Origin of the sequence: Pseudomonas frederiksbergensis (genome assembly GCF_003732705.1) — a bacterium.
GTDB classification, from domain to species: domain Bacteria; phylum Pseudomonadota; class Gammaproteobacteria; order Pseudomonadales; family Pseudomonadaceae; genus Aquipseudomonas; species Aquipseudomonas frederiksbergensis_F.
This window is the reverse complement of sequence record NZ_MOBR01000008.1, coordinates 138306-161460: the sequence shown is the minus strand read 5'-3', so window position 1 is coordinate 161460 and position 23155 is coordinate 138306. Positions and strand designations below refer to the sequence as shown.

Annotated in this window: 22 protein-coding genes; 14 read left to right on the top strand and 8 right to left on the bottom strand. The window is 60.0% G+C overall.

Features of this window, described 5'->3' with window-relative positions:
- Positions 1-62 precede the first annotated feature (62 nt).
- On the bottom strand, positions 63-1457 hold the full coding sequence (gene argH / locus BK667_RS09845; protein WP_123597670.1) for an argininosuccinate lyase: 1395 nt from the start codon (positions 1455-1457) through the stop codon (positions 63-65).
- 460 nt (positions 1458-1917) lie between these two features.
- Between argH and BK667_RS09840 the strand changes: the two genes are divergently transcribed.
- The 7 genes from BK667_RS09840 (at position 1918) to rsd (ending at position 8437) form a co-directional block, all read left to right on the top strand.
- Positions 1918-2664: a LytR/AlgR family response regulator transcription factor gene (locus BK667_RS09840; protein ID WP_123509692.1), complete on the top strand. Its 747-nt coding sequence runs from the start codon at positions 1918-1920 to the stop codon at positions 2662-2664.
- A gap of 138 nt (positions 2665-2802) precedes the next feature.
- Positions 2803-3744: a hydroxymethylbilane synthase gene (gene hemC / locus BK667_RS09835; protein ID WP_123597488.1), complete on the top strand. Its 942-nt coding sequence runs from the start codon at positions 2803-2805 to the stop codon at positions 3742-3744.
- Entirely contained in the window at positions 3741-4508 is a 768-nt protein-coding gene (locus BK667_RS09830) for a uroporphyrinogen-III synthase (protein WP_123597487.1), read from the top strand. The genes hemC and BK667_RS09830 overlap by 4 nt, the downstream gene beginning before the upstream one ends.
- A gap of 16 nt (positions 4509-4524) precedes the next feature.
- Positions 4525-5667, top strand: a complete 1143-nt coding sequence (locus BK667_RS09825) for a uroporphyrinogen-III C-methyltransferase (RefSeq protein ID WP_123597486.1) — start codon at positions 4525-4527, stop codon at positions 5665-5667.
- The gene (locus BK667_RS09820; protein ID WP_123509696.1) at positions 5664-6902 is read left to right on the top strand and encodes a heme biosynthesis protein HemY; all 1239 of its coding nucleotides are present in this window, start codon (positions 5664-5666) and stop codon (positions 6900-6902) included. Before BK667_RS09825 ends, BK667_RS09820 begins: the two co-directional genes overlap by 4 nt.
- A 347-nt stretch (positions 6903-7249) precedes the next feature.
- A complete protein-coding gene (locus tag BK667_RS09810; protein WP_123509697.1) occupies positions 7250-7801 on the top strand; it encodes a disulfide bond formation protein B in 552 nt (183 codons plus the stop codon).
- 177 nt (positions 7802-7978) lie between these two features.
- A complete protein-coding gene (gene rsd / locus BK667_RS09805; protein WP_123509698.1) occupies positions 7979-8437 on the top strand; it encodes a sigma D regulator in 459 nt (152 codons plus the stop codon).
- Between the two features lie 62 nt (positions 8438-8499).
- Here rsd and BK667_RS09800 read toward each other — a convergent pair whose 3' ends face one another.
- On the bottom strand, positions 8500-9165 hold the full coding sequence (locus tag BK667_RS09800; protein ID WP_123597485.1) for an FKBP-type peptidyl-prolyl cis-trans isomerase: 666 nt from the start codon (positions 9163-9165) through the stop codon (positions 8500-8502).
- A gap of 192 nt (positions 9166-9357) precedes the next feature.
- On the opposite strand from BK667_RS09800, the gene BK667_RS09795 reads away from it, so the two are divergent.
- Entirely contained in the window at positions 9358-10545 is a 1188-nt protein-coding gene (locus tag BK667_RS09795; protein WP_123597484.1) for an AlgP family protein, read from the top strand.
- Here BK667_RS09795 and BK667_RS09790 read toward each other — a convergent pair.
- Positions 10542-11006 (bottom strand): TIGR02444 family protein, encoded by a 465-nt coding sequence (locus BK667_RS09790; protein ID WP_123597483.1) that lies wholly within the window; start codon positions 11004-11006, stop codon positions 10542-10544. The two genes, BK667_RS09795 and BK667_RS09790, sit on opposite strands and share 4 nt — an antisense overlap.
- A 50-nt stretch (positions 11007-11056) precedes the next feature.
- Here BK667_RS09790 and BK667_RS09785 point away from each other — a divergent pair, with 50 nt between their 5' ends.
- The 5 genes from BK667_RS09785 (at position 11057) to BK667_RS09765 (ending at position 16104) form a co-directional block, all read left to right on the top strand.
- Complete coding sequence (locus tag BK667_RS09785) at positions 11057-12967, top strand: ATP-binding cassette domain-containing protein (RefSeq protein ID WP_123597482.1); 1911 nt, start codon at positions 11057-11059, stop codon at positions 12965-12967.
- Positions 12967-13512, top strand: coding sequence for a mechanosensitive ion channel family protein (locus BK667_RS09780; protein ID WP_123597481.1), 546 nt, complete (start codon positions 12967-12969; stop codon positions 13510-13512). Before BK667_RS09785 ends, BK667_RS09780 begins: the two co-directional genes overlap by 1 nt.
- Before the next feature lie 132 nt (positions 13513-13644).
- Complete coding sequence (locus BK667_RS09775) at positions 13645-14745, top strand: AAA family ATPase (protein WP_123597480.1); 1101 nt, start codon at positions 13645-13647, stop codon at positions 14743-14745.
- The gene (locus BK667_RS09770; RefSeq protein WP_123597479.1) at positions 14742-15401 is read left to right on the top strand and encodes a DUF4276 family protein; all 660 of its coding nucleotides are present in this window, start codon (positions 14742-14744) and stop codon (positions 15399-15401) included. Before BK667_RS09775 ends, BK667_RS09770 begins: the two co-directional genes overlap by 4 nt.
- 70 nt (positions 15402-15471) lie before the next feature.
- Complete coding sequence (locus BK667_RS09765) at positions 15472-16104, top strand: LysE family transporter (protein ID WP_123403890.1); 633 nt, start codon at positions 15472-15474, stop codon at positions 16102-16104.
- Positions 16105-16263: 159 nt separating this feature from the next.
- Here BK667_RS09765 and BK667_RS09760 read toward each other — a convergent pair whose 3' ends face one another.
- The 5 genes from BK667_RS09760 to BK667_RS09740 form a co-directional block, all read right to left on the bottom strand.
- Positions 16264-17007 carry a penicillin-binding protein activator LpoB gene (locus tag BK667_RS09760; protein WP_123597478.1) on the bottom strand — a complete coding sequence of 248 codons (744 nt, stop codon included), beginning with the start codon at positions 17005-17007 and terminating at the stop codon, positions 16264-16266.
- Positions 17008-17010: 3 nt separating this feature from the next.
- Positions 17011-17598, bottom strand: a complete 588-nt coding sequence (gene lpoB, locus BK667_RS09755) for a penicillin-binding protein activator LpoB (RefSeq protein WP_123403895.1) — start codon at positions 17596-17598, stop codon at positions 17011-17013.
- A 36-nt stretch (positions 17599-17634) separates the two neighbouring features.
- Complete coding sequence (locus BK667_RS09750) at positions 17635-18006, bottom strand: YcfL family putative periplasmic lipoprotein (RefSeq protein ID WP_123403897.1); 372 nt, start codon at positions 18004-18006, stop codon at positions 17635-17637.
- 15 nt (positions 18007-18021) lie between these two features.
- Entirely contained in the window at positions 18022-19416 is a 1395-nt protein-coding gene (locus BK667_RS09745) for a COG3014 family protein (protein WP_123509705.1), read from the bottom strand.
- 204 nt (positions 19417-19620) lie between these two features.
- Complete coding sequence (locus BK667_RS09740; protein ID WP_123597477.1) at positions 19621-21018, bottom strand: COG3014 family protein; 1398 nt, start codon at positions 21016-21018, stop codon at positions 19621-19623.
- Between the two features lie 153 nt (positions 21019-21171).
- Here BK667_RS09740 and BK667_RS09735 point away from each other — a divergent pair, with 153 nt between their 5' ends.
- Positions 21172-23070: an FTR1 family protein gene (locus tag BK667_RS09735; RefSeq protein WP_123509707.1), complete on the top strand. Its 1899-nt coding sequence runs from the start codon at positions 21172-21174 to the stop codon at positions 23068-23070.
- The last annotated feature ends 85 nt before the right edge of the window (positions 23071-23155 follow it).

Below are 23155 nucleotides of genomic sequence, written 5' to 3'. Positions count from 1 at the left end.
GTTGATTTGGAAATCGACGTGAACCTGTAGGAGCGAGGCTTGCCCGCGAAGCTTTTGGCGATTTAACGACTGGCGAGCAACGCCTGACCGCGCACCACGGCTTTCTTGACCTGCGCCGGCGCAGTCCCGCCGATGTGGTCACGGGCATTCACCGAGCCTTCCAGGGTCAGCACGGCGAACACGTCCTGATCGATCTGGTCGCTGAACTTGCGCAGTTCTTCCAGGCTCATTTCCGCCAGGTCCTTGCTGCTTTCCACACCGTACTTCACTGCATGGCCAACGATTTCGTGGCAGTCACGGAACGGCAGGCCACGGCGCACCAGATAGTCCGCCAGGTCGGTGGCGGTGGAGAAACCGCGCAGTGCCGCTTCGCGCATCATCGCGTGCTTGGGTTTGATCGCGGGGATCATGTCGGCAAAAGCCCGCAGCGAGTCGCGCAGAGTATCGGCGGCATCGAACAGCGGCTCTTTGTCTTCCTGGTTGTCCTTGTTGTAGGCCAATGGCTGGCCTTTCATCAAGGTCAGCAAGCCCATCAGTGCGCCGAATACGCGACCGGTCTTGCCACGAACCAGCTCAGGCACGTCCGGGTTTTTCTTTTGCGGCATGATCGAACTGCCAGTGCAGAAACGGTCCGGCAGATCGATGAACTGGAACTGGGCGCTGGTCCACAGCACCAGCTCTTCGGAGAAACGCGACAAGTGCATCATCGCGATGCTCGCGGCCGAGCAGAACTCGATCGCGAAGTCACGATCCGACACGTTGTCCAGCGAGTTGCCACCGACGGCATCGAAGCCCAGCAGTTGAGCGGTGAACTCACGGTCGATCGGGTACGTGGTGCCGGCCAGTGCGGCGCTGCCCAATGGCATGCGGTTGGTGCGCTTGCGGCAGTCCACCAGGCGCTCGTAGTCGCGGCTGAGCATTTCGAACCAGGCCAGCATGTGGTGCCCGAAGGTCACCGGCTGCGCGGTTTGCAGGTGGGTGAAGCCCGGCATGATGCTGCCGGCTTCGCGTTCGGCCTGCTCCAGCAAGCCTTTTTGCAGGCGGGTGATTTCGGCCAGGATCAGGTCGATCTCGTCACGCAGCCACAGGCGGATGTCGGTGGCGACCTGGTCGTTACGGCTGCGACCGGTGTGCAGCTTTTTACCGGTCACGCCGATGCGGTCGGTCAGGCGCGCCTCGATGTTCATGTGCACGTCTTCGAGGTCGATGCGCCAGTCGAACTGCCCGGCCTCGATTTCACCCTGGATGGTCTTCAGGCCATCGGTGATGCTGTCGCGCTCGGCATCGGTCAGCACGCCGACCTTGGCCAGCATGGTGGCGTGGGCGATCGAGCCCATGATGTCGTGGCGATACAGGCGCTGGTCGAAAGTGACGGAGGCGGTGAAGCGGGCGACGAAGGCGTCGACGGGTTCACTGAAGCGGCCGCCCCAGGACTGATTGGTCTTGTCAGTGCTCATGAATTCGCTCGTATCGGCTTGAAGAAAGTTGGCGTTGAACGCTGTGGCGGATAATAACAGGGTTGCCAATCCTGTCGCTGACACTGGTCGATACGTTTTTTTCTCATGTGCAGGCCCATACTCGGGGCAACGCCAGAAGGAATTGCGCAACGATATTTTTCATTTGAGCAATATCGCGCCGGCAACCGTCTACAGTTGGACAGTAGGAACAGCGCACTTCTCTACGCTGCGGCTGACTATAAGAAGAGGGGGTGTTCGTATTGTGTATCAGCAAACCCTACGGCGATGCCTCGCCAACGCGGGCCCGGGCCGCCAATCGCCCGGCAGTTGAAAATTTAGCCGCCGGTCTCGCGGCACTTTTTGGCCCTCGCGCCAGTCTTAGCGTGGATCGCGGTGACGGATGTCACTTCACCTGTCTACGCTATCCTTGTGCGAGACTCACGCAGGAATCCAGCGCAATATGAATGTCCTGATCGTTGATGACGAACCCCTAGCCCGCGAGCGCCTGAGCCGAATGGTCGGCGAACTCGAGGGATACAGTGTCATGGAGCCCGGCGCCACGAACGGCGAAGAGGCGCTGGCGCTGATCGACAGCCACAAGCCGGATATCGTGTTGCTCGATATCCGCATGCCGGGCCTCGATGGCCTGCAAGTGGCTGCACGATTGTGCGAGCGCGAAACTCCGCCCGCCGTGGTGTTTTGCGCCGGCCCCGATGAATTCGCCGTGGAAGCCTTGCAGGCCAGCGGTGTGGGTTATCTGGTCAAACCGGTGCGAACCGAGCTGTTGCTCGAAGCCTTGAAGAAGGCCGAGCGGCCCAATCGGGTCCAACTCGCCGCCCTGACTCGCCCGGCTGCCGAAACCGGTAGCGGCCCACGCAGCCACATCAGTGCCCGTACCCGCAAAGGCATTGAGCTGATCCCGTTGGGTCAGGTGGTCTATTTCATTGCCGACCACAAATACGTGACCTTGCGCCATGAAGGCGGCGAAGTGCTGCTGGACGAACCGCTTAAGGCCCTTGAAGACGAATTCGGCGACCGTTTCGTGCGGATCCACCGCAACGCCCTGGTCGCCCGCGAACGCATCGAACGCTTGCAACGCACGCCCTTGGGGCACTTCCAGCTGTTCCTCAAAGGCCTCAATGGCGATGCACTGATAGTCAGTCGCCGCCACGTGGCGGGTGTGCGCAAAATGATGCAACAGCTTTAATCCGCCGTTCACAGGCGGATCCCACACCCGATTGCCGGACGTTGAAGGCCAGGGAGGCCGAGCAGTTCCTGATACAAGTCAAAGTGGATTTGGCTGAGCTGTTATTATCCGCCGTATCTATTCAGTACGGATTGATCCATGTCCTCTCGCGAAATCCGCATCGCCACCCGTAAAAGTGCGTTGGCCCTCTGGCAGGCCGAATACGTCAAAACTCGCCTGGAAGAAGCCCATCCGGGCTTGCTGGTAACGCTGGTGCCCATGGTCAGTCGCGGCGACAAGCTGCTCGACTCGCCGCTGTCGAAAATCGGCGGCAAGGGCCTGTTCGTCAAGGAACTGGAAACCGCGCTGCTGGAAAACCAAGCCGACATCGCCGTGCACTCGATGAAAGACGTGCCGATGGACTTCCCTGAAGGCCTCGGTCTGTTCTGCATCTGCGAGCGCGAAGATCCGCGCGACGCCTTCGTTTCCAATACCTACGCCAGCCTGGATGAGTTGCCTCAAGGCAGCATCGTCGGCACGTCCAGCCTGCGCCGTCAGGCCCAGTTGCTGACCCGTCGCCCGGACCTGGAAATCCGTTTCCTGCGCGGCAACGTCAACACGCGCCTGGCCAAGCTCGATGCCGGCGAATACGACGCCATCATCCTCGCCGCAGCGGGTTTGATTCGCCTGGGCTTCGAAGACCGCATCACCTCGGCCATCAGCGTCGACGACAGCCTGCCGGCCGGTGGCCAAGGCGCGGTCGGGATCGAATGCCGCAGTGTCGACAGCGAAATCCATGCCTTGCTGGCGCCGCTGCATCACCAGGACACCGCCACCCGTGTCTCCGCTGAACGTGCTCTCAACAAACATCTGAATGGCGGCTGCCAAGTGCCGATCGCCTGCTACGCCGTGCTTGAGGGCGAGCAGATCTGGTTGCGTGGTTTGGTGGGCGATCCGAGCGGTGGCCTGTTACTCAACGCCGAGGCCCGGGCGCCGCGCAGTGAGGCCGAATCCCTGGGCGTGCAGGTCGCCGAAGACCTGCTGAACCAGGGCGCCGGCGACATCCTGAAAGCGGTTTACGGCGAGGCAGGTCACGAGTGACTGGCTGGCGACTGCTGCTGACGCGCCCCGCGGATGAGTCGGCGGCGCTGAGCAGCGTGTTGGCCGAGAGCGGGATTTTCAGCAGTTGTCTGCCGCTTTTGGAGATAGAGCCGATTGCTGCCTCTGACACAATGCGCAAAGTGATCCGGGATCTGGATCGGTTTTGTGCGGTGATTGTGGTGAGCAAACCGGCGGCCCGGTTGGGCATCGAACTGCTCAGCCAGCAGTGGTCGCAGCCACCGCGCCTGAAGTGGTTCAGCGTCGGCGCCGCCACCGCGCAAGTCCTTGAAGAGGCGGGGCTCGATGTGAGCTTCCCGGTCGATGGCGATGACAGCGAAGCCTTGCTTGATCTTCCCGTACTGCGCGAGGCTATCGCCCGGCCCGATCCTCGGGTGTTGATCATGCGCGGGGAGGGTGGCCGCGAGTTGCTGGCTGAGCGTTTGCGTGAGCTTGGTGCTAGTGTCGAGTATCTGGAGTTATACCGTCGCGGCTTGCCACATTATGCGACGGCTGAGCTGCCGGACCGGATCCAGGCGGAACGCTTGAACGGGCTGGTGGTCAGCAGTGGACAGGGTTTCGAGCACCTGCACCAGTTGGCCGGCGATGCCTGGCCACGGTTGGCGCAGTTGCCGTTGTTTGTTCCAAGCCCAAGGGTCGCCGAGCTGGCACGTGCCGCCGGGGCTCAAACAGTTGTGGATTGTCGTGGCGCGAGTGCCACGGCTTTGCTGACGGCGTTACGGGAGCAACCCGTACCCGTTCTCTAATGCAAAGGATGGATACGTGAGCGAAACAGTCTTGCCTAAAGATGACGTGCAGCCGGTGCTCGATGCACCTGTTGAAACTCCACCACCTGCCGCGGTGCAGCGCAGAGGCAATGGACTCGCAATCGTCGCCCTGTTGCTGGGCGCCGCCGGGGTTGCCGTCGGCGGCTGGGGAGTGTGGCAAGTGCGCCACCTGCAAGCCAACACCCAGCAGCAGTTGAGCGAAGTCCAGGCGCTGAACGATCAGGCCCAGAGCCTCAAGCTCAATGATCAACGCCTGACCGCGCGCCTCGAGCAATTGCCCGCCGCCGATGAGCTGGAAGACCGCCGTCGTCTGGTGACGCAGTTGCAGGGCGATCAGCAACGCTTGAATCAGAAACTGGAAACCGTCCTCGGCGCCAGCCGCAAGGACTGGCGTCTGGCCGAGGCCGAGCATCTGTTGCGTCTGGCCAGCCTGCGTCTTTCCGCGTTGCAAGACATCAGCAGCGCCCAGGCCCTGGTGCAGGGCGCCGACGAGATTCTGCGCGAACAGAACGACCCCGGCGCCTTCGCCGCCCGCGAGCAAGTGGCCAAGACCCTGCTGGCCTTGCGCAGCACCGAGCAGCCGGACCGCACAGGTTTGTTCCTGAAGCTCGGCGCTTTGCGCGATCAGGTGATCAACCTCACCGAGCTGGCGCCGGAGTACAAGGACCGTGGCGAATCCCTGCTGGGCCTGACCGCCGATGGCGATGGCGCCAGTCGTTGGGCGCAATGGTGGGATCAAGTCTCGCGCTACATCCGCATCGACTTCAATGCCGACAAGAATGTCCGCCCATTGTTGGCCGGGCAAAGCCTGAGTCAGGTGCGCCTGGCCCTGAGCCTGGCGCTGGAGCAGGCGCAGTGGGCCGCGCTCAATGGTCAGGCCTCGGTGTATACCCAGGCGCTGACCGAAGCGCGGGATGTGCTCAAGGGCAACTTCAACCCGGACAATCCGCAGAGCAAAGTGATGCTTGAACAGGTTGCCGATCTGACTACGCAACCGGTCACCGTCATCACACCGGACCTGACCGGCACGTTGAGTGCAGTGCAGGCGTATCTGGAACGGCGCAATGTCAGTGCCGAGGACTCGATCAAGCCATTGGCCAAACCTGCCGCGAACACCGCGCAGGAGGCCACACCATGAAACGCCTCTATGTGATCCTGTTCCTGGTCATCGCTGCCGCCGGGGTGCTGGGGCTGGCGATTGCCGAGCATTCCGGCTACGTGCTGATCGCCTACAAAAGCTTCCGCTACGAGTCGAGCCTGTGGGCGACCTTGGCGTTGGTGGCGGTGCTGTGGCTGGTGTTCTGGGGCATCAAGGCGTTGATCGAATTGGTGACGACCTCCGGCGGCGTGGTCAATCCATGGTCCCGGCGCAATCGCAGTCGCCGGGTGCAAGTGGCGATCGAGCATGGTCAGCTGGATTTGGCCGAGGGCCGCTGGGCCAGCGCCCAGCGCCATCTGCATCGGGCCGCTGAGGCCGAGCGCCAGCCGCTGCTGTACTACCTCGGCGCGGCCCGCGCTGCCAACGAACAAGGTCACTACGAGGAGTGCGACAAGCTGCTGGAGCGCGCCCTTGATCGTCAGCCCCAGGCCGAGTTGGCGATTGCCTTGAGTCATGCGCAGTTGCAAACCGATCGCGGCGATACTGACGGCGCCCTGGCGACCCTGGAAGCCATGCACGAGCGTCATCCGCATAACGTGCAGACCTTGCGTCAGTTGCAGCGCCTGCATCAGCAGCGGGGCGACTGGTCGGCGGTGATTCGCCTGCTGCCGGAACTGCGCAAGGACAAGGTTCTGCCCCCGGCGGAGTTGCTTGAACTGGAGCGTCGCGCCTGGGGCGAAAATCTCAGCCTGGCGGCGCACCGCGAAGAAGACGGGACGGTCGGGTTGCAATCGCTCACCGGCGCCTGGCAACAGCTCAGCAATGCTCAGCGTCAGGAACCGCAATTGGTGCTGGCCTACGCCGAGCAACTGCGGCAACTGGGGGCGCAGGTCGAAGCCGAAGAGATTCTGCGTGCAGCGCTCAAGCGCAAGTACGACAGTCATCTGGCGCGTCTCTACGGGTTGGTGCGCGGCAGCGATCCGGCGCGGCAGTTGCAGACCGCCGAGGGTTGGCTCAAGGATCACCCGGCTGATCCGAGTCTGTTGCTGACCCTGGGTCGCCTCTGCCTGCAAAGCAGCCTGTGGGGCAAGGCCCGGGATTATCTGGAAAGCAGCCTGCGCTTGCAGCGCAACCCGGAAGCTTGTGCGGAGCTGGCCAGGTTATTGGCGCAACTGGGCGATACCGAACGCAGTAACCAGTTGTTCCAGGAAGGACTTGGTCTGCTGGACGAGCGTCTGTTAGCGGCACCCTTGCCAGTGCCGGTTCGGGCCTGATCCCCGCAACCTTGTGGGAGCGAACTTGCTCGCGATAGCAATCTTACATTCAACATGTGTGTCGTCTGTTGATCCGCTATCGCGAGCAAGCTCGCTCCCACAGGTTTGGCGCCGTATCTAATTGGTTTTAGGGCAAGTTCCCTGGCCACAAAATTCGTATCACTGCCCCTCGCGTTTACCTCAGGTAGTTCGCCGTCGGCATAGTCCTACAAGGGACTACATCGAATCCTCTCGCTTCTGTCGGGAATTCCCTACACCTCTGGTGAAGTGTCCGTGGTGGCCTGCCTTGAAAGGCTGGCGCGCTTTCCTCTACCGTAACCGCCTGTCTCTACTGTTACGGATTTGCCATGTCTTTGGCCTGCTCACGTTCCTTGTTTTTCATGGCTTTCACCGCAGGTGCCCTGGTCTTGGGCGTTTCCTATTACCTGGAATATGTGGTCGGGCTCAAACCTTGCGGGTTGTGTTTGTTGCAGCGCGCGTGCCTGGCGCTGCTCATGGTTGTTTGCCTGGCGGCTTCGGTGCATGGCCCGCGGCGGTTCGGTTCTTTCGTCTATTGGCTGCTGGGTTTGTCCGCCAGCCTGGGCGGGACAGTCGCAGCGTGGCGACAGGTGCTGTTGCAGAGCGACCCGCAACTGCCTCTGTCGGGCTGTTCGCCCAATCTGGATGGCCTGTTCGGCAACATGCCTTGGGCCTGCGCCGTGACAAGGCTGTTCAAAGGCACCGCCGACTGCGCCGAGATCTCATGGACGCTGTTTGACCTGAGCATTCCGGAATGGAGTCTGCTGTTCTTCGTCGCGATGCTGATCCTGGGGATTTATCAGTTGCTGCGCCATGTCTGGATCGCCTGTCAGGGACCGCCCAGCGGCGAGTCGTCGCACCGGGCTATGGCAGGCGATTAAACACTTGTATGAACTTTATCTCCTGCGTACCTTGAAGCCATTGTCGTGCGGGCATAATCTGGCCCGCACGTGTCATTGGAATTATGTTGCTCGATGACGCTCTGCCTGGCCGATTCTTGACCTCCAAGAGTGCGGCAGGTGTAGAGCAGCATGACCCACAAGGGAAGAGAGATCACCATGCTCGAAAGTTGTCAGAATGCTCAGGAACGCTGGGGTGGAGTGCATCTGCTGATCGACCGCTGGTTGCAGGAGCGTCACGAACTGGTTCGGGCCTATGATGCTCTCGGCGCAGAGCCTGAGGCTCTCGGCGAGAACCGAAAGCCGTTGCAGGAATTCTGCGGCGTGCTGGTCGACTACGTATCGGCGGGGCATTTCGAGATCTACGAACAGCTCACGGGCGAAGCCAAGGCCTTCGGTGATACCCGCGGCCTGGAGCTGGCCGAGACAATCTATCCGCGCATCGACGTCATCACCGAGAAGCTGCTCGCGTTCAACGACTTGTGCGATGAAGGCAAGTGCGTGGCAGAAAAATTCAAGGAGCTGGGTGGTCTGTTGCATGAACGCTTCGAGCTGGAAGATTGCCTGATCGAAGTGCTGCACACGGCTCACAAGGAAGAGGATTCGGTTCAGGCCTGAACCTCTCCTCTGCAAGACCTACGAAACGGTGCGCTATGCGCGCCGTTTTTCGTTTCCGCGATTCAGCTGGTGGCGCCACGCAATTCCACTTCGAACACCAGCGGCGTGAACGGCGCGATCAAGTCGCCGGCACCGTCGGCACCATAGGCTTGGGCCGATGGAATCACCAGACGCCACTTCGCACCCACTGGCATGTTTTGCAGCGCGGTGCGCCAGCCAGTGATCACACTGTCGAGACTGAACCACTGCGGTTGGCTGTTCTGATCGAACACCGTGCCGTCGGGCAGGCGACCGATGTACAACACCTGAACCTTGCCATTCGGTCCTGCCTTGGCACCGTTGCCAGGGGCCAGCTCCGTCAGCAAAATTCCATCATCCAATTCGCGAACGCCGGGTCGGGCTTTTTCCTGGGTAAGAAATCGCTGTTCTTTTTCCAGCGCTTCTTCGGTTTGCGGCGGTGGCGTTTGCAAGGCGACCTGGGCTTCGTGGTCGGCAAGGATCTGTTCGATCTGCGCGTCTTTCAACGCCAGCGGTTTGCCTTGATACGCTTGCTGCAAACCTTCGACCAGCGCCTGAAGTTGCAAGTCCGGGACCTCTTGGCGCAAGCGTTCGCCGAGGCTTGCGCCCAGGCTGTAAGCAAGATCGTGAGCATCATCGGCAGCGGTTTTTTCGACCGCTTGAGCGGCGGAAAAACACAGCAGCAGGGATAAAAAAAGGTAACGCGACATGGGCACTCTCCGACCTGAGATGCGGTGGATTATGCCAGCGAGAATGGATAAAACGCAGAACTGCTTTTGCCTTGGTGCAGAACATTTTCAATTCGTTGCAACGCAACGCTTTGGATACTGTCAACATGGCCTAGCGGCGGTGTCAGCAGAGGTCTAGTATGAGCCGCATTCACGTCAGCCAGGAGGTAAACCATGTCGGCCACCAAGAAGCCTGTAAATACTCCGTTGCACTTACTCCAACAACTCTCGGGCAGCCTGCTCGAGCATTTGGAAACCGCTTGTTCCCAAGCCTTGGCTGATGCTGAAAAACTGCTCGCCAAACTGGAAAAGCAGCGCGGAAAAGCGCAAGAAAAACTGCACAAATCCCGTACCAAATTGCAGGACGCTGCGGCGGCCGGCAAAGCCAAGGCACAAGCCAAGGCGAAGGACGGAGTGAAGCAACTCGAAGACTTGCTCGATGCCCTCAAGGATCGTCAGTCCGAGACTCGCAGCTACATTCTGCAACTCAAGCGCGATGCTCAAGAAAGCCTGAAATTGGCCCAGGGCGTCGGTCGCGTACAAGAGGCTGTCAGCAAGGCGTTGTCCCTGCGTTCGGCCAAGCCTGCTGCGGCACCTGCCAAGAAAGCCGCTGCCAAACCGGTTGCTGCAAAAGCAGCCGCCAAGCCTGCTGCCAAACCGGCCGCTAAAGCGCCGGCAAAAGCCGCAGCAAAACCTGCAGCGAAAAAACCAGTGGCTGCCAGCGCTGCGAAACCAGCTGCCAGAACGACGGCTGCCAAGCCAGCCGCCGCCAAGCCAGTTCCTGCAAAAACTGCTGCTGCAAAAACGGCTGCTGCCAAACCGACTGCAGCTAAAACCGCAGCCGCTAAACCTGCAGCAAAAGCGGCCGCAAAACCAGCCGCAAAACCGGCTGCTAAACCAGCTGCCAGAACTGCAGCAGCGAAACCGGCTACCAAGCCAGCCGCGAAGCCAGTAGCTGCAAAAGCCGCTGCGAAACCAGCAGCCAAGCCAGCAGCAAAACCAGCAGCAAAACCTGCTGCTAAAACCGCAGCCGCTAAACCAGCTGCCAAACCCGCTGCTGCCAAACCGGCCGCTGCAAAACCAGCTGCCGCTAAACCGGCCGCCAAGCCAGCTGCTGCAAAACCAGTTGCCGCCAAACCGGCTGCCAAGCCAGTCGCTAAACCTGCTGCGGCCAAACCTGCTGCAAAACCAGCGGTGAAAAAACCAGTTGCCGCTAAACCGGCTACCGCGCCAGTCGCCAAGCCAGCCACCCCGGCTCCGGCAGCATCGCCTGCTCCAGCCGCTACCACCTCGACAGCGACCGCTGCGCCAACCCCGGCTGCCGCGTCGAGCACTGCCACCACCCCAACCAGCGCTTCCTAAGTGCCGGTTACCGCGACGCGCAGCTGATGCAGCGCGTCGCGGTCCAGGTTGGCGGCGCCTGCCGCCACACCTTCCAGCCAGGCCAATCGCTCGGTCGTCTCTCCTTGCGGCCAACTCTGGGCCGTGCGCTCCAGTTGCAACAGCAGATGCCGTTCCGATTCCAGCTCCAGGTTTTTGACTTGCTCGCGTAATGCCTTGAGTTCGACGTCGAGCGCAGCAGCGGCTTTCCATTGCGTACGCAATGCTCGCAAAGGCTGCACGACATTCACCTCCCAAGGCCCGGCCACTTCAAAAAGCGCCTGCAACCGTTGTTCGGTGCAGTCCACGCCCCGTCGTTCCAGCCACAGCCCACACAGCAAAAGGCAGACATTCGCCCCCGCCGACTGCAATTGCAGGCACAGGCCTTCAACGCCGGGACGGGCGTACGTGTTCAGGGAAAAGCTCCACAGGTCAGCAGACATAGTGCTACTCGCGCCAGTTGCGAGCGAAGCTGATAGACTCCGCCGCCATTATGATCCGAATTCAGAACCTGACTTTACAGCGTGGCCCGCAACGTCTGCTAGAAGACGCCGAGCTGACCCTGCACGCCGGCCACAAAGCTGGCCTCATCGGTGCCAACGGCGCCGGCAAATCGAGCCTGTTCGCCTTGCTCCTGGGCGATCTGCACCCGGACTCGGGTGATTGCTTCTTGCCGGCGGACTGGCGCATCGCCCACATGCGCCAGGAGATCGACACCCTCGATCGCATCGCGGTCGACTACGTGCTCGATGGCGACCTGCGCCTGCGAGAGGTGCAACGTGACCTCGCCGCAGCCGAAGCGGCGCATGACGGTGCTGCTCAGGCCCGCCTGCACGCCGAACTCGACAGCGCCGACGGCTACACCGCCGACGCCCGGGCGCGCAAGCTGCTGGCCGGCCTTGGGTTCACCAACGATCAGATGGATCGTCAGGTCGGAGATTTCTCCGGTGGCTGGCGGATGCGTCTGAACCTGGCGCAGGCATTGATGTGTCCTTCGGACCTGCTGCTGCTCGACGAACCGACCAACCACTTGGACCTCGACGCCATCATCTGGCTGGAAGAATGGCTCAAGAGCTATCCCGGCACGTTGATGCTGATTTCCCACGACCGGGACTTCCTCGATGCCGTGGTCGATCACGTCGCCCACGTCGATCAGCGCAAGATCACCCTGTATCGCGGCGGCTACAGCGCCTTCGAACGCGCCCGTGCCGAACGTCTGGCCCAGCAACAGCAAGCCTACGAGAAGCAGCAGGCGCAACGTGCGCACATGGAAAGCTACATCGCCCGCTTCAAGGCCCAGGCCACCAAGGCCCGTCAGGCCCAGAGCCGGATCAAGGCGCTGGAGCGGATGGAAGAGCTGTCCGCCGCCCACGTCGATTCGCCGTTCGACTTCGTGTTCCGCGAATCGCACAAAATCTCCAGCCCGTTGATTGATATCTCCGACGCTCGCCTGGGTTACGGCGAGCGCGCCGTGCTGGAGAAGGTCAAGCTGCAACTGACACCTGGCGCGCGCATCGGTTTGCTTGGCCCCAACGGCGCGGGTAAATCGACCCTGATCAAAAACCTTGCCGGTGAACTTTCGCCGTTGTCCGGTCGCCTGACCCGTGGCGAGAACACCGTGGTCGGCTACTTCGCCCAGCATCAGCTGGATTCCCTCGACTCCAAGGCCAGCCCATTGCTGCACATGCAGCGCCTGGCGCCAACCGAGCGCGAACAGACCTTGCGCGACTTCCTCGGCGGTTTCGACTTCCGCGGTGCGCGCATCGATGAGCCGGTGCTGAATTTCTCCGGTGGTGAAAAAGCTCGGCTGGCGCTGGCGTTGATTGCCTGGGGCCGGCCGAACCTGCTGTTGCTCGACGAACCGACCAACCACCTGGACCTGGAAATGCGCCTGGCGCTGACCATGGCCTTGCAGGAGTTCAGCGGTGCGGTCCTGGTGGTCTCCCACGATCGCCATTTGCTCAAAAGCACCACCGACAATTTCTACCTGGTGGCGGATGGCAAGGTCGAAGAGTTCGACGGCGACCTGGAAGACTACACCCGCTGGCTGGTGGACTATCGCCAGCGCAATGCGCCGGTCAGCAACACCCCGGTGAACCCGGACAAGACCGACAAAAAGGCCCAGCGTCAGGCCGCTTCTGCGTTGCGTCAGCAACTGGCACCGCACAAGCGTGAAGCCGACAAGCTCGAAACCGAGCTGGGCAAGCTGCACGAGAAACTGGCAAAGATCGACGCCAGCCTCGGCGACAGCGATATCTACGAACCGATGCGCAAGAACGAATTGCGTGATCTGCTGGCCGAACAGGCCAAGCTGAAGGTCCGTGAAGCCGAACTGGAAGAGTCCTGGATGGAAGCCCTGGAACTGCTGGAAAGCATGCAGGCGGAGTTGGAGGCGCTGTCCTGATGGACGCCTTCAAATTGTCGCTGCCGGCAGTGTGGGTCGAGCCGATCTGGCTTGTTGTGCAAATCCTGCTGATCCTGCTGGCCGGTTACTTCGCCCAGCGCTTCGTCGCCAAAGGCCTGACGCGCCTGGGCGAGCGCTACCCGTTCCCGCCGCAACTGCTGATGCCGCTGCGCGGTGGTCTGCGTTGGCTGATCATGGGCAGCGCATTGATCTTCGTGCTGGAACGCCTTGGCGTTTCGGCCACGGTGCTCTGGACCGCGTTGTCCGGGTTCGTGGCGGTGGCCGCGGTGGCGTTCTTCGCCATGTGGAGCGTACTCTCCAACCTGCTGTGCGCGATCCTGATCTTCACCGTCGGCCCGTTCCGCATCGGTGACGTAGTCGAGTTGGTGGACACCCTCGACAAGCCTGGCGTCAAAGGCCGGGTGGTGGCGATCAATCTGCTGTTTACCACGTTGATCGAAGCCGAAGAGGCGGGGACTGGCAGCGCCATGGTGCAAGTGCCGAACAGCCTGTTCTTCCAGCGCTCGGTTCGACGGTGGCAGTGATGTGTTCTAGTTGGCATCGCTAGGCCCGTTGCTGCATAGAGTGCAGGGCAGGCACCGGACATTTGCTACTGTTTGTTGAATTTGAACTGGTACGTTTCGTCAGTCGAAATGAACCGCTATCGGGAGACTCAGATGGTTAAGAAAGTTGACGATTCGGATCAGCTATCGAGGCTGACCCTGCGCGGCTACAAATCGATTGCCGAATGTGACATCGAGTTGGGGAAGCTCAATGTCCTTATCGGCGCAAACGGTGCAGGCAAGTCAAATTTCATCGGCTTTTTCCGCCTGATCAATCGCATATTGGACGAGCAATTACAGCTCTCAGTCGGAGCCGCTGGAGGCCCTGACGCCTTGCTTCATTTTGGTCGTAAGAAAACTGAAGAACTTTGTGCTGAACTCTACTTCGGTAATAACGGCTACAAATTCAAGCTTAAGCCCACTTTAGACAATCGAATGATGTTTGCTCATGAGGCGCTCTGGTGGAACCAAAGCGGTGATTGGCGCGCCAAGTCAGGTCATTTTGAGTCGTACGCTGCAGAGCAGAAGACTAAAACGCTAATTTACAAACATGTTGTACCTGCCATTCGCAGTTGGCGCATCTATCATTTCCACGATACGGGTGCCAGTGCATTGGTCAAACAAATCCATGGCATCAACGACAATGAATACCTGCGCGACGACGCTCGTAATCTGGCAGCGTTTTTGTATCGTTTGAAAAATCATCATGAAACTCACTACAAACGCATCGTAAAGGCGATTCAGATGGTGGCCCCATTTTTTGGCGACTTCCATCTGCGTGCAACGGTCGATAACAAGGAAAAAATCCAGCTTGAGTGGACTGAGGCGGGACACGATGTTCCTTTTACTGCCGCAGCCTTATCAGACGGTACTCTGCGGTTTATTTGCCTTGCTACGGTCTTGCTTCAACCCGAAGAGTTTATGCCTTCGGCAATTCTTATCGATGAGCCAGAACTGGGGTTGCATCCCTTTGCTATCGTCGCGCTTGGCGGATTGATGAAGTCGGTTTCGCAGAAGCATCAACTGATCCTTTCAACACAGTCAGTTGAGCTTGTTGATCAGTTTGATGCCGAAGATCTTATTGTGGTGGATAAGGTGGGTGGCACCTCCACATTTAAACGTTTGGATTCCACGCCTCTGGCCAAGTGGCTGGGCGAGTTCAGTTTAGGAGAACTTTGGAAGAAGAATGTATTAGGCGGGAGGCCTAGCCGATGAGCCGAATCGTTCTGCTCGTTGAGGGCCAAACTGAAGAAGCTTTCGTCGGTGAGCTACTGACACCCCACTATGCAAGCCAGGGTGTGTTTCTCACGCCCATTATTGTAAGTACCCGGCCAGGATACAAAGGTGGCGTAGTGAGCTACGGCAAGGTCAAATCCCAGTTAACCCGATTATGTCGGGAGCATCACGCCGCTCACGTGACTACGATGTTTGATCTTTATGCGCTGCCCAATGATTTTCCGGGCATCGATTTGCCAGCTTTCCCCATCGCTGGTACAGGGCACGAAAAGGCTGACTTCCTGGAGGCACAATTGGCGATTGATATTGCTGAGCGCAATTTCATACCCAATTTGATGGTGCATGAATTTGAGGCTCTCCTTTTTGCAGGGGTGGATAGGTTCGGGGAGTGGACCGACGATCCTGCAACACTCGTAAGGCTGAAGGCGGCTGCGGCTCCATATGCGACTCCTGAAGATATTAATAATAGTCCTCGCACCGCGCCGTCTAAACGCATAGAAGCTGCGATGCCTGGCTATCAGAAAACCTTTCATGGGCCACTGATTGCTTGTGAGATAGGGCTAGATGCCATGCGTGAAAAATGTCCCCATTTCAATCAGTGGTTGCAGAAGCTGGAAGCACTGGTGTTGGTCTAGAAAATCATGGCGTTTGTCCCAAAGCCGCATTAGCTTAGACGTCTGTCACGAGTCTGAGTCGAGGTGTGCGATGGTGCTTCAAACATGGCTGGCGTTTTTTGCCGCCTGCTGGGTGATCAGTTTGTCTCCCGGTGCCGGCGCGATTGCGTCGATGTCCAGCGGTCTGCGTTACGGTTTCTGGCGTGGCTACTGGAACGCCCTGGGCCTGCAACTGGGCCTGGCGGTGCAGATTGCGATTGTCGGCGCGGGGGTTGGCGCGATTCTCACGGCATCGGCGACGGCTTTTTATGCGATCAAATGGTTCGGCGTGGCATACCTGGTTTACCTCGCGGTCAAGCAGTGGCGTGCACTGCCCAGCGACATGAGCGACGACACGGCAGTGCGGCAGATTGGCAAGCCGCTGGCCCTGATGTTCCGGGGTTTCCTGGTGAACATCAGCAACCCGAAGGCACTGGTGTTCATGCTGGCGGTGCTGCCGCAGTTCATTGATCCCCACGCGCCGCTGCTGGCTCAATACCTGATCATCGGCGTCACCATGGTCTGCGTCGATCTGATCGTCATGGCCGGTTACACCGGGCTGGCGGCCAAAGTGTTGCGGATGTTGCGTACGCCCCAACAGCAAAAACGCATGAACCGCACGTTTGCCGGGTTGTTCATTGGCGCTGCGGCGTTCATGGCGACGTTGCGCAAAGCGGTGGTGTAAAACTGCCGGGCACAAAAAAGGCGACCTTTTCAGGTCGCCTTATCGTTCCCACGCTCCGCGTGGGAATGCCTCAACGGACGCTCCGCGTTCGGCATTTTGGGACGCGGAGCGTCCCGGGCTGCATTCCCACGCAGAGCGTGGGAACGATCAGCGTCAGACTCAGCGCAAAATTACCGGTGCAGTATCGCGCGGCAGATTGTTGCGTTGAGCCGGCTCGCGAGGCTGTTCATAGCTAGGCCCACCCAGTTGTTGGCTCAGTTGCCCGGCCACGTCCTCGCCCAAGGCCTTGGACACATCGCGCACCACCCGTGGGCGGTTCAGCGAGATTTTGATGTCCCGGTTGTTCACCAATTTGGTGTCCTGGCCTTCACCCATCGCCGTGAAGGCCGAGGTGATTTCGTAGGTCTTGGTGTTGATCAGACTGAAATCCGCCACCAGGGTCAACGCCAGCACCGCTGAATAACTGTCGGTGTTGGCCAGCTCGTTGATGTCCTGGGTGAAGTCGATGTCCGACACGGTGCCGAACAGCACATAGTCCGCGCCCTTGAAGTTACCGGCCTTGATCCGCTTGATCACATCGTAGATGTCACCCTTGGACGCAGCCGTGTAAGGCGTGCCCTGGACCAGTTGGAACATGCCGGTGCGCAGGATTTCACCCTTGATGTCGCCGGTGAATTTGCGCAGTTCGGTCTGTTCGATGTAGCTGGTCGTGGCTTCGTACTCGTTGTAGCTCGAAGAACCGCTGGCGCTGTAGTAACCCTCACGGTGATTGCTCTGGGCCGAAATGGTGTGGATGTATTGCTCCACCCGCTCCTGATACGCCAGATCCGTGACTGCAACTTTCGGGGCCGCTTGCACGCTGAACGCGCAAGCCAGGGCCATCATGCCAATCCATGTGCGCATCGATTAACGCTCCGTGGTTTTGCGAATCTCTTTTTCGTCCATCCACTCGGCCAGACCGCTTTCGACGTCGATCAGTTGCAGGCTGAATTTGTAGAAGACGTCCTTGTAGTCGCTGCTGCGTTTGACGATCGAGCTGATCGAACCTTCAAGACGATACTTGGCGGCGATCATGTTGCCGGTCTTGGCCACCGTGGCTTTCTTGTACAGGCCGCTCTGGTTTTGCAGCTTGAGCTGGTCAACCTGGCTCTGCATCGCGGTGTTGTCGCTGGCGAAGCGGGCGGTGCCGGTCTTCATCAGCTGGGTCTTGATGCTGGTGGTGATTTCGCGGGTATCGATGTACTCGCTGGTCTTGTTCTTCACGTCGTAGACCTGAACCACCGGGCGATTCTGCAGGATGCCGGACTGGGCCAAGGAGCGGGTCATGGACTCGGCGATCATCTGCAGGTCGGTGGAACCGAACTCGTTGGTCACGGTTTCCACAGCCTTGGTGTCACCGTAGCTGATGTTCTTGCTGCCCAGGGTCGGCGAAGTGTTGGCGCAACCGCTGGCCAGGAGGGCGATGACGGCGATAAACGAAAAGCGTGCAAACATGGGAATGCTCTCTAGAACTGAAATAGGGTGTCGGGCTTAAGGTGTCTTGATTTCGAGACGGAAATCCACGGCTTTGGCGGTCGGCGCGATGGCCTGGATGAAACTGGTCTGTTCGCCGTACATCATTTGGCTTTTCCAGGTTTCCTCTTCCGCGACCGGGAAGCCCTCAGGGCCGAGCCAGGCAAAACGGTAGTAGAAGGTCTTGTTGTTGAAGCTGGTATTGCTCAACTGCACATTGACCGTCTGGAAGCCGTTTTCCCGGGCGACGCGCATGGCGCCGACCACGATGTTCTTGAGCTTGCCCATGGCCACGACTTTACTGGCGGCGCTGCCCGGCTCCGGTGGTGGCGGGGTGGCGCACCCGGCCAGCAAGGCCAGGGCGACAACAGCGATGAGTTTGAAGCGCATGCAAAGACTCCGTTCTTAAGGTTGTTTGAAGCTGGCCACGGCGGTCGGGTTGGCACTGGTGATCACGTGTGCGGCCAGGCCGCTGGCGAATACCTGACTACCCACGGCGCGCAAGGTGATGACCTGATAACGCTGATCCACCGTCACCTTGACCACCGAACCGCCCACGGCGCTCGGCAGGGTGACTTGGTGTTCGCCTTTCTTCAAGCGCAGACGCACCACTTGGGTGTTGTCCGGCAGGGTGCGCCATGTACGGGTATCGGCACCTTCGAGCACAGCTGAAGAAATACCCACCGCCAGACCGGCCAGCGGGTTGGTTTCGTTGATCTTCTTCTGGGCCACGCCTTTGGTCACGGCGCGCACGGTGGTGCGCAGGATGATGCCCGGCATGTCGTCACGCAGCGCGCGGCGGGACATGGCGGTGGTGCTGTTGAGCTGGGTCAGGTTCAACTGCTGACCGTCCACGCCGATCTGGGCGAAGGGGGCGGTGGAGGTGTCGGGCTTGATGATCGGGAACGACAGCGGGGTGATTACGAGCTGGTTGCTGATCGGCAAAGGCAACGGAATGCGGATCGAATCCCGGGACGGCGCCAGGCCGCTTTGCACCACAATCAGAATGTCGCTGTCGTCAGTCTTGGCCGGTTTGTCGAGGTTGACCAGTGCCTGTTCCAGCAGCGGCGTGTTCGGGCGCAGTTCGGCGGCCTTGCGATAACCCGGCGCAGCGAGGTCTTTTTCACCCAGGGCTTCGTAGACGAAACCGGCCAGGTAATGGCTGAACGCACTCTGGTAGCTGTTTTTCAGGCTGACCACGTCCGGTGCGTCGAGGCTGGCGACCGGGTAACCCTGCAGGTCTTTGTACTGGGTCTTGATGCCTTCTTTCTCGGCCTCGTCTTCGCTCTTGAGGTATTCCTTGTCCCGCAGATCGGCGATTACCGCCTCACGCTCGTGGGTCTTCTTGATCGACATGCGCGCGCCGTCGAAGTCGTTCACTGCCAACAGGTTCAGCGCCATCTGCGTGGTCAGCATGACTTTTTCATAGTCATAACCTTCGTAGCGACGGACTTTGTCGTTGACCAGGAAGCTGCCGAACTGTGCCAGGTACTTGTCGGTATCGAGCTTGACCGAGTCTTCCCACTTGCCCACCACCTGATCGGCGCTGGTCCAGGCGTTCTGGCTGCCGGACAGGTCGCCCTTGGCGCGCAGCAGTTCACCCTTCTCGAAGTAATAAAGCAGGTCTTTGTCCGGGCCGGTGTTGTTCTTTTCCAGCAGGGTCAACGCGGCATCGACGTTGCCGGCGGCCAGTTGCTGGTTGGTTTGCGCGAGTTCGGAGTCGTAGTTGCGAAAGGCGGAACAGCCGGAGAGTAAAGTGACCGCGCTGAGTGCGATCGAGGTAAGGGCGCGAGAGGCCATAGGGGGTACTTCTTCCCTGAGTAGAAGCAGCCGCGCTTGCTGGTCGGGCTGTTGGGACCTATCGGCAGGAGACTGGCGTCCTGCCAATTCCTCATAAAGAGGAGCTTAAATGCCGTACCGCCTAGGCAGGGGCGCGGCATTATAAGCTCGGATGCTGGCTATGTAATGGCTTTTTAATTACATTTTTTCACAACGTGCCACTACTTATTTCTGGCTTGATACCGGCGCCGGCCAGGACTGCACGGACGTCTTGCCGACGACGAAGGCCACGGTGTTCAGGGTGCGCAGGTTGATCACTTGAAAGTCGTGGTCGATACGGATGGTCACCGGCGCGGTGCCGGGCGCGTTCGGGGCGGTAAACAGGTGATCACCTTTTTTCAGCCGCAGACGCGCGACCAGGGTTTTGTCCGGCAGGGTGCGCCATACGCGGGTATCAGCCTCCTCGAACGGGTCTTCGGCGGTGACCACCAACGAGGCCTTGGCCGGGTTGCGTTGGTTTTCCTGGGCTTGGATGATCGCCGCCATGTTGGCGCGGAACATCGCTCGCGAAATGATGGCAGGCATGTCGTCACGCAAGGTGCGCAAAGCCATGTCGGTGACGCTGTTAAGTGCGGTCAGCGGCCGTTTGCGACCATCGACGATGATGTGGTCGAACGTGGGCGTGATGGTGTCCGGAATCATTACCGGGAAAGAAATCGGCGCAACGATCACCAGATTTTCGTTGAGCTGCACCGGAATCGGCACGCGCACCGAACTGCGTGCCGGCGCCAGACCGCTTTGGACGATGATCAGCACATCACTCTCATCGGCTTTTGCCAGCGGTTTGTCGAGATTGCGCAGCGCCTGCTCGAGAAACGCCAGGTTCGGGCGCAGTTCGATGGCCTGGCGATAACCCGGCGCGGCGAGATCCCGTTCGCCGAGGGCTTCGTAGGTGAAGCCTGCCAGGTAATGACTGAAGGCGCTCTGGTAGCCGTTCTTCAGTTCGATGACGGCGGGCGCATCGAGGGTGGTCACCGGATAACCCTGCAGATCCTTGTAGTGCACCGAAATGCCCTGGGCCTTGGCCTGCTCCTCGAGTTCTTCGTACTGTTTCTCGCGTTGGCGGGCAATCAGCGCTTCGCGTTCGTGGGTTTTCTTGATGTCGGCGCGGGCGCCATCGAAGTCATTCGCCGCCAATTGGTTGAGGGCCATTTGCGTGGTCAACATGACTTTTTCGTAGTCGTAGCCTTCGTAGCGACGCAGTTTGTCGTTCACCAGCATCGTGCCCATTTCGCTGCCGAAACGGGTGAGCAGTTTCATGGCGCCGGAGGGCACCGCTTCTTCGCGCTGGAACACCATCTGGTCGGCGCTGCGCCAAGCCTTCTGGCTCTGCGGCAGCATGCTGGCGACACTGAGGATGGCGCCCTTCTCGAAGTAATAGAGCAGATCCTTGTCATCCCAGGGATTGTGCAATTCCACCAGGTCCAGCGCCCCTTGGAGGTTGCCCACCAAGAGCTGGTCGTTAGTCTGTTGCATTTCCTGATCGTAATTGCGGTACGCGGCACATCCACTCATCTGCAGGATAAGGCTGAGCAGCAGCGAGAAAAACAGGGGTGGGCGCATGGACGATGATTCTTCCCTGAACGGATATCGCGAAGAGAGGGCGATTCGCCGCTGAATTTATACGCAGCCATGCAGGAAATACCAACAAAGCTTGAGTGAAAGTCATTGGAAGTGAACAATGTGTTACTTCGTATTTCCCTTTGAGATTCATTCATGACTGCCTCTTCCCGTTTTCTGGCGTGGCTAGTGCTGCCGGTGATTGCGTTCTGCAGCCTCAATGCGCTGGCTGACACCGCCGAAGGCGCGCCTAAAGCGCTGCATTTGCTTGACTACATTGGCGCGGATTACCCGGCGACGGTCGAGGGCGGCAAGGTTATTGATGAGTCTGAATACCGTGAACAGCAGGAATTCCTCGGTGTTCTGAAAGGTTTGATCGCTGAATTGCCGGCCAAGCCTGAGCAGGCCGAACTGGAGCAGGGTGTCAGCAGCCTGGGCGCGGCAATCGCGGCACGCAAGGATGGCGCTGATGTCGTCCGTCAGGCCCGCCAACTCGGTGCGAAACTGGCGGTGGCCTATGAAGTCAGCCAGGCTCCGGTCATTACTCCAGACCCGACTCGCGGTGCGCCGCTGTATGCCCAGCAATGCTCGGTGTGCCACGGTGATGCGGGCGCCGGCGATGGCCCGGCCGGCGTGGGCATGACGCCGCCACCGGCCAATCTGCGCGATGCGGCGCGACTGGATCGCCTGAGCCTCTACGGGATCTACAACACCCTGGGCCAAGGCGTCGAAGGCACCGACATGCCGTCCTTCGCCGATCAACTGGATGATCGTCAGCGCTGGGACCTGGCGACCTATATCGCGGGCTTCAGCGCCGATCCGGCTGCAGCGAAATCCGAAAAGACCTACAACATTGCCGACCTGGCCCGTCAGACGCCAGCCGAAGTACTGGCCGCTGAAGGCCCGCAAGCTGTGGCGACGTTCCGCGCACAACGGGCGCAGCCGCCGCAGGTCAAGCGCGGCCCGGGGCAATTGCTGGACTACACCGCAGCCACTCTGGACAAGAGCATCGCCGCTTACCGTGCCGGCGAACACGATCAGGCCTACGACCTGTCGGTGGCGGCGTACCTGGAAGGCTTCGAACTGGTCGAAAGCTCCCTGGATAACGTCGACGCCAACGTGCGCAAAGACACCGAAAAATCCCTGATGGCCTACCGTCAGTCATTGCAGGACGGCTTGCCGGTGGCCCAGGTTGAGCAGCGCCTGGACGCCGCCAAGTCCAAGCTGAAGGAATCCGCCGGCCTGTTGGGCAGCGATGGTTTGAGCTGGTCCCTGAGCTACATCTCCGGCCTGTTGATTCTGCTGCGCGAAGGTCTGGAAGCGATTCTGGTGCTGGCGGCGATCCTCGCGTTCCTGCGCAACACCGGCCAGCAATCGGCGGTGCGCAGCGTCAACGTCGGTTGGGGTTTGGCGCTGGTGGCCGGTTTGGCGACCTGGGCGCTGGCGGCGTATGTGATTGATGTCAGCGGTGCCCAGCGTGAATTGCTGGAAGGCTGCACCGCGCTGTTTGCCAGCGTCATGGTGCTATGGCTTGGCGTGTGGATGCACGACCGTCGCCATGCGGCGGCCTGGCAGGATTACATCAAGAGCAGCCTGGTGGGCGGCGGCGGGCGATTCGGTTTTGCGATCCTGGCGTTCTTCTCGGTGTACCGCGAACTGTTCGAAGTGATCCTGTTCTACGAAACCCTGTGGTTGCAGGCCGGTCCCGCCGGGCATAACGCGGTATTGGCGGGTGGCGCCACGGCGCTGGTGCTGTTGGTGGGGCTGGCCTGGGTGATCCTGCGCGGTTCGGCGAAATTGCCGCTGGCGCTGTTCTTCGGGATCAACGCCGGGTTGCTGTGCGCGTTGTCGGTGGTGTTCGCCGGGCATGGCGTGAAGGCGTTGCAGGAAGCCGGGATCTTCGGCACCCGGCCGGTGCCGTTCTTTGACTTCGACTGGCTGGGGATCCATGCCGATGCGTATTCGCTGAGTGCGCAGGCGGTGGCGATCATTGCGATTGTCGTGCTGTATAGCCGCAGTCGCATGGTCGAGAAGCGGCGGGTGCAAACGTCTTAAGTCCGCGTCGCCCCCATTCGCGGGCAAGCCTCGCTCCTACGGGATTCATGCGCCGGTTGCGTATAACCTGTAGGAGCAAGGCTTG